Source organism: Crocosphaera sp. Alani8, from assembly GCF_038442745.1.
Lineage (GTDB): Bacteria > Cyanobacteriota > Cyanobacteriia > Cyanobacteriales > Microcystaceae > Crocosphaera.
Window position 1 is genome coordinate 1 of record NZ_JARVCN010000142.1, and the last position, 8664, is coordinate 8664.

8 protein-coding genes are annotated in these 8664 nt (G+C 37.8%); 2 read left to right on the forward strand and 6 right to left on the reverse strand.

The genetic code is table 11. The features are described from left to right. Positions 1 to 180: 180 nt before the first annotated feature. The 4 genes from P9B04_RS09825 to P9B04_RS09840 all read right to left on the reverse strand — a co-directional run bounded on the left by P9B04_RS09825 (position 181) and on the right by P9B04_RS09840 (position 2835). Positions 181 to 420: a DUF7683 domain-containing protein gene (locus P9B04_RS09825; RefSeq protein ID WP_342054811.1), complete on the reverse strand. Its 240-nt coding sequence runs from the start codon at positions 418 to 420 to the stop codon at positions 181 to 183. Between the two features lie 297 nt (positions 421 to 717). After that, positions 718 to 1185 carry an ATP-binding protein gene (locus P9B04_RS09830; RefSeq protein ID WP_342054812.1) on the reverse strand — a complete coding sequence of 156 codons (468 nt, stop codon included), beginning with the start codon at positions 1183 to 1185 and terminating at the stop codon, positions 718 to 720. Further along, positions 1172 to 2161 (reverse strand): anti-sigma factor antagonist, encoded by a 990-nt coding sequence (locus P9B04_RS09835; protein WP_342054813.1) that lies wholly within the window; start codon positions 2159 to 2161, stop codon positions 1172 to 1174. Before P9B04_RS09835 ends, P9B04_RS09830 begins: the two co-directional genes overlap by 14 nt. A gap of 26 nt (positions 2162 to 2187) precedes the next feature. Further along, positions 2188 to 2835: a DUF3318 domain-containing protein gene (locus tag P9B04_RS09840; protein WP_342054814.1), complete on the reverse strand. Its 648-nt coding sequence runs from the start codon at positions 2833 to 2835 to the stop codon at positions 2188 to 2190. Positions 2836 to 3077: 242 nt separating this feature from the next. Here P9B04_RS09840 and P9B04_RS09845 point away from each other — a divergent pair, with 242 nt between their 5' ends. Together P9B04_RS09845 and P9B04_RS09850 are read left to right on the forward strand one after the other, a co-directional pair. Next, on the forward strand, positions 3078 to 4199 hold the full coding sequence (locus P9B04_RS09845) for a site-2 protease family protein (protein ID WP_342054815.1): 1122 nt from the start codon (positions 3078 to 3080) through the stop codon (positions 4197 to 4199). A 170-nt stretch (positions 4200 to 4369) separates the two neighbouring features. Beyond that, positions 4370 to 5581: an FAD/NAD(P)-binding protein gene (locus tag P9B04_RS09850; protein ID WP_342054816.1), complete on the forward strand. Its 1212-nt coding sequence runs from the start codon at positions 4370 to 4372 to the stop codon at positions 5579 to 5581. 18 nt (positions 5582 to 5599) lie between these two features. On the opposite strand, the gene P9B04_RS09855 is transcribed toward P9B04_RS09850, so the two are convergent. Both P9B04_RS09855 and P9B04_RS09860 read right to left on the reverse strand, forming a co-directional pair. After that, positions 5600 to 6544 (reverse strand): RNaseH domain-containing protein, encoded by a 945-nt coding sequence (locus P9B04_RS09855; RefSeq protein WP_342054817.1) that lies wholly within the window; start codon positions 6542 to 6544, stop codon positions 5600 to 5602. Between the two features lie 98 nt (positions 6545 to 6642). After that, complete coding sequence (locus P9B04_RS09860; protein WP_342054818.1) at positions 6643 to 8565, reverse strand: hypothetical protein; 1923 nt, start codon at positions 8563 to 8565, stop codon at positions 6643 to 6645. Positions 8566 to 8664: the final 99 nt, after the last annotated feature.

Sequence of the window (8664 nt, forward strand, 5' to 3'; positions counted from 1 at the left end):
GCTGGTTTGTCCTGCGATAGCAAGATAAGTCTATGAAGGAAGAATCCCCCGAATTCTATTCGTGGGGAGTGTCAAAATATCTTCAAGATTGAAGCTCAAAGAAAGGAGTGCGGAAGGCACCGCCGCTTGGAGGTAATGAAAAGCTGTCGCCAAACTAAGCCACCAACAGGATTTTCCTATTTAAGTAACGTCTTCGATAAAGTAGTCATACTTTTTAAGATCAATTTCCACATTAAGGAACTTCTGTAAAAAACTTACATGAATTTCTTTAACAGGATATATATATGGCATTGGATCTTCAGGGGATAGATTGAATAAGTTATTTAACTCAGAAAGATTTATCCCCACTAGCATAACAGATACTAAAAACTGGTCTCCTTCTTTCTCATACCAGGCAAGTTCTAAGCTAATATTTTGCATTGCTTTATCCTCTTATCTATACCTCTACTTGACAACTGAAGTCAGCAAGCTTAGTCTTTCTACCAGTTTTTGGCTAAAATTCTCCTAAATGCTTCATTGATCTAATACTCGCAAAGCATTTCTAGCATTTATAACAACATTTGTCCATTCTGGGGAGTTAATATAATCAGAATCTGAGGCATTTTTTCCCAAGGCTTCAAACAATTTTTCTTTTGATATTTAAAATCAGATAAAATTTTTATCGACAACAGTAATTCTTTACGCATTTCAGGATACCTCATAAGCAGAATGGAATATTTACTTATGTATTAATATCTTTTTCATCTTTAAGCAGTTTTTATGGTGATCAACGCGAATATAATCTAATTCATCGGTTAACTTATCCATAAAAAAAAGACCCCGATCGCCTTCTAATTCTAAAGGGTGGGTTTGCTCTTGTTTTAATTGTGCTAATTTAGTTTTTAAATCAAAAAAAGGACCTTCATCCCAGATTAAAATGTCAACCCAACTATGATAAAAATTAACATTAATAATAATGGGAACGGTAGCTGGTAAGTTATCGTGTGCGTAGAGAACTGTATTTGTGAAACCTTCTGATAAAGCCAGTTTACATTCCCATAAAACTTGAGGAGGTAGATAGGGTTTCGCAACGGTTTCAAACCAAATTAATATTTTTTCTAACGCTAAAATTTCGCTCTTAACCGTGAGTTGAAAAGGTTTGAGCAAAGACTGAGGATTTGTACCTTGTTGATTAGACCGCACCACTATTCTTATGGAATAAAATTAACACAGTCTTAAGGATAAGCTGAAGATCGTACCAATGACTCCAATTTTTTTGATATCTTAAGTCTAGTTCGATCACCTGCTCAAAATTAGTAATTCGGGATCGACCATAAACCTGCCATTCCCCCGTCATACCTGGTTTAACGTTTAAGCGTTGCCATTGAGGAACTTCATAACGATCCACTTCGTCAGGAGTTGGAGGACGGGTTCCAACCAAACTCATTTCCCCTTTTAGCACATTCCAGAACTGGGGTAACTCGTCTAGACTGGTGCGGCGCAAAAAACGCCCTACTTTTGTAATGCGAGGATCATTAGTGTTTTTAAATATAGCCCCCTTGGCTTGGTTAGGAACCTTCTTTTTAAGGGCTTCAGCATCGGCACACATGGAACGAAACTTAGTCATTTTGAACCTTTTTCCTAGCCAACCGCAACGGGTTTGATGAAAAAAAATAGAACCTGGGCTGTCTAATTTTATAGTAATTGCGATGGGGATAAACAAAATACCAGTAACGAACAAACCGACTAAACTACCAACAATATCGATTGTCCGTTTTATCCAAGAGCGAACAGAAGGGTGAGTTTCAGGGGGTTGAACCGAAGCAGATGGGTGTTTATTGGTTTGGAGAGAGGTAGTGAGAGGGATAATCTCATCGAGTCCCGTCATGGATAAAACCGCCATGACTGGGGGAGGGGTTTGGTAGAGAATCAGAGAGACGTTTCTACTTTTAGCGGCTTTGAAGTTATGAACTAAAGCCCCTACCCCGCTGCTATCCATAAACTCAGTTTCCTTGAAATCCAAAATCAGTTGCTCAGGGAGAGAATCAGATGCTAAGTATTGATGACACACCTGCTTAAAAAGCACTGCCTCTAATACGGTTAAACGTTCGGGCATTTTCATCACAGGGTAGTTGTCAACAATGACGATGGGAAAGGGAGTTTCTGGTGTTTGGATAGTCATCTCCTGTTATGAGTTATGCCATTTTGTCAACGCAAGGGACGCTTAGTCTTGTCCTGCTGCATTTTCTCTTTTGCCTTGCTTGCACTTCGTCTGAGGGCTTGTAGACGGGACTCATACTGTTTACGTTGCCGACGATTAGGGGTTTGTTCAATGAGTGTTTTAAAAGCACTGCCAAGACTTTTATAAGCGTTGGGCAAAGTATAACCAAAACGAGTGGCTAACGCAATAGCTTTTTCATCGGCTTCGATAGATTCTTTTAATTTTTTGTCTCCGTTATTTTTTTGCCACAGTCTGTAACCGGAGATACCACATAAGGCTAAGGCTAAGAGTAATAGTAGGCCGTCTTGTACCCAAAGTTCTCCTACTGCGCCGCCTAAACCGATGGCAAGGGCAGCCATTTCCCATCCTTCTCTGGGAATGGTGTCGTTTTGAATACGGGCTACTTCGTGCCAAAAGAGCAGATTTCGCTGATCGATGGCTAAATTTTCCCATTTGGCTAAGTCGATTTGAATTTCAACTTCGTCTCTTCCTAGTTCTTCACAGCGTATGAGAGGGGGATTAATTTCCGTACTCCCTTCCACCATCACCCAGTTTTGTAGTTCTGGGGGTAATAATGTTTTTAACCGCCTTAGCTCGCTCATTTCTGCTCTAGCAGAGGAAGTTACGTAGGTCATAGTTCTAGAATGTTTACATTGGTTACTAAGGTCTTTATCTTAGCAAAAATCTGGTTTTAATCACTGTTTCAGTTGACACTTTTCTCTCTTATCTGCTTAAATTACTCTTTCGAGATAAACCGAACCTTTGAGGACGGGTTTTACGATAACTTGTCATTTTTCTTACTTTTACACTTCGTTACAATGAGATTAAGAAACAGCGAAAAAGAATAGAATCGCTGATAAAACAGGAGGTTATTCAGATGAATAACAATATAAGAGTAGGAAATTTATTCGGTATTCCTTTTTATGTAAACCCGTCGTGGTTTTTGGTTTTAGGGCTAGTTACTTTTAGTTATGGAGAACAGTTAAGCTTCTTTCCTCAGTTAAATGGTTTACTACCTTGGTTATTGGGTTTAGTGACGGCTTTACTATTATTTGCATCTGTACTTGCTCATGAGTTAGGTCATAGTTTTGTGGCTATTTCCCAAGGGATTGATGTTAAGTCGATTACTTTATTTTTATTCGGAGGATTAGCTAGTTTAGAAAAAGAATCTGACACTCCTTTAGATGCTTTTTTAGTTGCGATCGCAGGGCCTGGTGTCAGCTTAATCTTATCGGCTATTTTCTTTTTTGTTGCCTCTACTTTTAACTTTTCGGCTCCTTTGGAAGCAGTTATTAATTTGTTAGCTTTTATTAACCTAGTTTTGGGGTTATTTAACTTGATTCCTGGCTTACCACTGGATGGGGGAAACATCTTAAAGTCTCTGGTGTGGAAAATTACAGGAAACCCCAACAAAGGGATTATTTTTGCTAGTCGTGTAGGTCAAGTTTTTGGCTGGTTAGCGGTTGCTGTGGGTGGTTTATCCATCTTAGATATTACTCGATTCGGTAGTTTTTGGACTCTATTAATTGGTCTTTTCTTGTTACAAAATGCAGGGAATTCTGCACAATCTGCACGGGTGCAAGAAACTTTAAATAGTTACACAGCAGAAGATGCGGTTATTCCTAACAGTCCCATTGTTTCTAGTAATTTAACTGTCCGTGAATTCGTTAACGATTATGTTATCGGGAAAAATCAATGGAGAAAGTTCTTAGTTATTAACGAAGAAGAAAGGTTATCAGGTGTATTGGAAGTAGAGGGACTGAAAAAAATACCTACATCTCAGTGGACAGAAGTTAAGATTTTTGAGATTATGCAGTCTGTTAACGACCTAATTACAATTCAAGCGAACGAAACTTTACTAGAAGTCGTTAAATTACTTGACAATGATCCCTTAAAACAACTTACAGTAGTCGGAGAAAATGGAGAAGTTATCGGGTTGTTAGAGAAGAATTCAATCATTCAATTACTACAAAAAGAGAAGGAAACTCAGCCGGCGTAATCTACAATAATATAATTTTAAGGTGGGAATCTCCCACCTTTTTAAATGTCTAGTGATAGGGAGACAGTATAACTAAGGTTACAGCTATGTCTGCATAAGTTCACATAGGTAATTGAAACCATAATCATTATTGTAAAATAGTAATGATTATCATTCTTTTTTAATCCACAGTGAAATTACCTGACTATATAGACGTAGCGATTATTGGAGCAGGGGTTCAGTCTCTTACTTTGACCACTTATCTGTTACAAAAAAGCGCGAAGCATTATCGTAAATTCCTGGTTTTCGATCCTAGTCAGACTTGGATGAGTCAATGGCAGCAACAATTTGCGGCACAACAAATTCCTTCTTTGCGATCGCCTGCTGTTCATCATCCTGATCCCAACCCCCATCAATTAAGAAGCTTCGCCGAACATCGCCGTAATGAGTTATTTTCTCCCTACGACAGACCGGGAACAAAACTATTTAATGATTTCTGTGATGAAGTCATCCGTCGGTGGAAGTTAACTGATAAAGTTTATCCTGCCAAAGTCATCGAAATTTTACCCGTTACAAGTGCTTGGGGACCTAGATTTCAATTGCTTTTAGACACGGGAGAAACTATTCTGAGTCGTAGAGTGGTATTAGCTACGGGAAGTGGAAAAATACAGTGTCCTGATTGGGTAGAGGAGATTAACTCATATTATCCCTCAGATAGATTGTGTCATTCCCAAGAAGTAAATTTAAACAAACTTAACCTAACAGGAGAAAGGATTTTAATTGTTGGTGGTGGTTTAACTAGCGGACATTTAGCCAAAGGTGCCATCAAACTGGGAGCAACTGTTATGTTAATGACCAGAAAACAGTTACAAGAAAAAATCTTTGATGCTGATCCTGGTTGGTTGGGACCCAAATATCTGAAAAACTTTCAAACCGAAATCGATTGGTTTGTCCGTTACCAGCAAATTCAGCAAGCTCGTAATGGTGGTTCAATGACTCCTGAAATGATGTTGCAATTAAGAAAGGCAGTTTCAGAAGGCACAATAATAATTAACGAATGCTGTCAAGTTAGGAATGCACAATGGCAAAATAATCTCTGGCAGGTTTGTTGTGACGACGGAAGCAAACATCAATTTAATCGTCTCTGGTTGGCTACTGGTACTAAATTTAATCTTAAAGAGCATCCTTTATTACGAGAGGTACTCAATACTTATCCAACAGAAATAGTTAACGGTTTACCTGTACTAGATAAATATTTACGTCTTCCCCAGTCTAACTTTTTTATTATGGGTGGTTTAGCTGCTTTACAAATTGGCCCTGTAGCTAGAAATATTGCTGGGGGTAAAATGGCTTGTCAACGTATTGTACCAGCGATTGTTAAACCTAGTTTGGGGGTTAATTGATTTTTTTTGATCACTATTTTAATCATCAAAACCTAGAATACATAACATATCTTCGATTAAATTGTTGCCTATGTGCATGGGGTACGGATGACTAATATTTCCTTTAGTATGTGCAGGGGAAGTTCTTAAATAGTGGACTACTCGACAAAGTGCTTTAATATTTTCTTTTGTGTGCAAATCGTTACGAACAAAAAAGGGTAACATCTCGATCATTTGCTGATGTTTGTAAGCAATATTAGCGGCATAGATATTATCTTCACGTTCTGTTTTTCCTAGATTTCTTGCTTTCTTTTCATGCTGTGTTTTCTGGGTTCCTGGTATTCTACCTATAGAAAAATAATGTAATAATCCTGGAAGTGTTTTGTCTATAAAACCACTTAACTTAGTAAAATCTTCAGTTTCCGAATCTTCATCCCATTCCTGTCTATTCGTAACATATTGAGGGGTTTCTTTGCCACTACGAAGACGAATAACACCCAATAAATTATTTAATCTTTCCTCATCTCTTTTATATTGATAATTATGATTAGGTACGCCACTAAAATTTAAAACATCTCGCTGTTCTAATAAATATTCATTTTTTAATTGAAACCAAGCTTGATTATTATTGCCGTTTTTATTACGTTCGTTACGCCAAACATCAGCTTCAATTAAAGTAATAGTAGGATTTTCTAAATGATTAACTAAAGTATCCACAACAAATTTTACTAAATCTCCCCCTTTCATTTGAACTTGTTCAATACTCTTGGAATCTTTTTTTCTGGCTTTGTGAAATAATTGTCCTATTTCTATTCCTGCTTTGGTGTAAGGAATCCATTTTTTATGATTGGGAAGTAAAACATCTACTTTATTATTACGTAATACCCGTTCTATATCTTTACAAAAAGTCTGAACTTCTTTAGAAAAAGGAAACATTAATACAGCAATTTTCAAATCTATAAATGCGTTTTCTGCTAAATCCATACGAGCAGGTGAAGCGACATTAGAATGTTTTTTTTTGTATAATATTTCTAAATAAAATTTACTTGGAGGGTTGGGTGTGACTTGCTTTACGAATATATTTAAAAGAAAACGTTTTCAATATTTTCTAAAGCATCAGCAAGGGGTCTATATAAAGCATTCCCAACTGAAGAATCTTCGCAAGCATAGTCACAAACTCTGAGTATTGTGGCGACTAAGAGACTATTTTCTTCGCTGTCGTTATCAATTTGATCAGAATCGTCACCTGTCCTCTCAGCAGCCAATCTTTTCGCACTATTATCAGCCCAAGCAGAGTCAACAAAATAACCGTGAAAGGGAACACCACCGCGGATTAAACGGCCTACAGCCTGAATAATTCTACCCAATGTTGTGGCTGCTAAATCATAACGAGGGAAAGCGCATAAATCTGGTTTATCTAGCAAAGTTAGATAATAAGAACGGTGTTCAACCGATCGCCAGTAATTATTAGCTGTTTTTCTCAATATTTCGGCACTTTGGGCGATACCGTCTCCTTGTTGCCAAGCAATAAAATCCTCTTTGTCAAACCATTCATAAGCCCGTCGATTGAGTTCTTGTGCGATCGCGGCTGCATCGTTGGGATGAGGATAGGGGCGAGTGAAGAAATAAACTGCACCGAATGCTGCTTTACCGTTATTGTTGAGTATATTGAAACCCCGTCCGATGGAATTTGTTGGGGCAACCAGTATCTTACCTCCAGTATAGGCAAAAGATTCGATATCTGCTCTTTTTAGTTCTCCTGGATTAATTTGACCCTTTTTATTTGGTTTCAGATTATCTGTTCGGAGATTCTTTATCTCATCACGAAGATCGTTTAAGTAAGTTCTCAATTCATCGGCTACCCATTTAGACTGATCGTAAGAATTAACTAAAATCAAAATGCGATCGCGATCTGCCCAAAGTTCTGGTTTGTTTTCTCCTAATTCTTTGAGGGTTTTTAATTCCGTGAAGATATGATTGCTACCGCTTTCAGTGACTAAAGATTTAGCAACATCTGTCAATTTTTCATGGGCTTTTTGTTTATTATTCAAGTTCCCAGAAACGCGAATTGGTTGATTGTCCTTAAACTGGGGTAAAAATTCAAATTTACTCTGAGCGATCGCTTGTTGGGCTGTTTTTTCAGGCATTAATACCCCTTGAGGATCACTAACATGAAAAGCAGTGGAGTCGGGTAAATAGGATGTCCCCGAAAGTGCGAGAACATTCGGCCCTTTTAAACCGTCATAATCTGTTAACAAGCGATGAAAATTGAGTACGTAATCTCGCCCGATATTAGAATAAGCAAACAAACTAAGAGTATCATTGCCTTGACTAGAATAATATGTGCCGAATTGTCTTCCTGTCACTGGTAAGGGCAAGATATTCACCATTCCCCTCGGCATCCTGCGATGGGGTGACGGTTCGCGAATATTGTTTGGTCGATTTTGCCACTCATAGAAAACAATCTTAGTATGGCGATCTAGCAGAGTAATAGTAAGAGTAAACTGTAAGCGATAAGCAAGGTGTTCAATGATATCAATCTCTTCTTCCTTAGTGAGATAGGGATATAATTTATCTGAGTTTGGTTGGTTTCTAAGATTTTCTAATTCAGTTTTCAGGCGATCTAAGTTGCTTTGCGTGTTAGGAAAAAAAGTGGTTATCCAGTTACGACAATCCTGTTCTATTTCTTTATCAGTGGCACTTTCTCCCGTATTATTAATACGTTGTACTATTTCTAATAGTCTTGTCGTGGCGGGATTATAGCTATTACGCCTGATTACGGGATCTTCACTGAGAAAGTCATCTACAATTTTCATCATCGGCTTGATTCTGTCTTCATCGTCTGTTAACTGTTGTTCTGATTTCTCATAGGTGTTGTATTCTTCCAAACCTGCCAAACGACGCGCCAACTTATAAAAAAGAACATGAGGCGTAAAATAACCCTGTTGTACCCATTGTTGTAAAACTTCTTTTCCTAAATCGTTACTAAGTAAGGTAAGAGTCATATTTATGGCTGTTTGAGCATTTCTCTGTACTCCACTCCATCTAGATTTTACTCAGATCTTGCACCTGACGAGACAAAGTTCCAAACTATGTTCATAAAA

Bases quoted from the DNA above. Each gene is read 5' to 3' on its own strand.
- P9B04_RS09845 (WP_342054815.1), top strand. From the start codon at position 3,078: ATGAATAACAATATAAGAGTAGGAAATTTATTCGGTATTCCTTTTTAT.
- P9B04_RS09835 (WP_342054813.1), bottom strand. From the start codon at position 2,161: ATGACTATCCAAACACCAGAAACTCCCTTTCCCATCGTCATTGTTGAC.
- P9B04_RS09855 (WP_342054817.1), bottom strand. From the start codon at position 6,544: ATGGATTTAGCAGAAAACGCATTTATAGATTTGAAAATTGCTGTATTA.
- P9B04_RS09825 (WP_342054811.1), bottom strand. From the start codon at position 420: ATGCAAAATATTAGCTTAGAACTTGCCTGGTATGAGAAAGAAGGAGAC.
- P9B04_RS09860 (WP_342054818.1), bottom strand. From the start codon at position 8,565: ATGACTCTTACCTTACTTAGTAACGATTTAGGAAAAGAAGTTTTACAA.
- P9B04_RS09840 (WP_342054814.1), bottom strand. From the start codon at position 2,835: ATGACCTACGTAACTTCCTCTGCTAGAGCAGAAATGAGCGAGCTAAGG.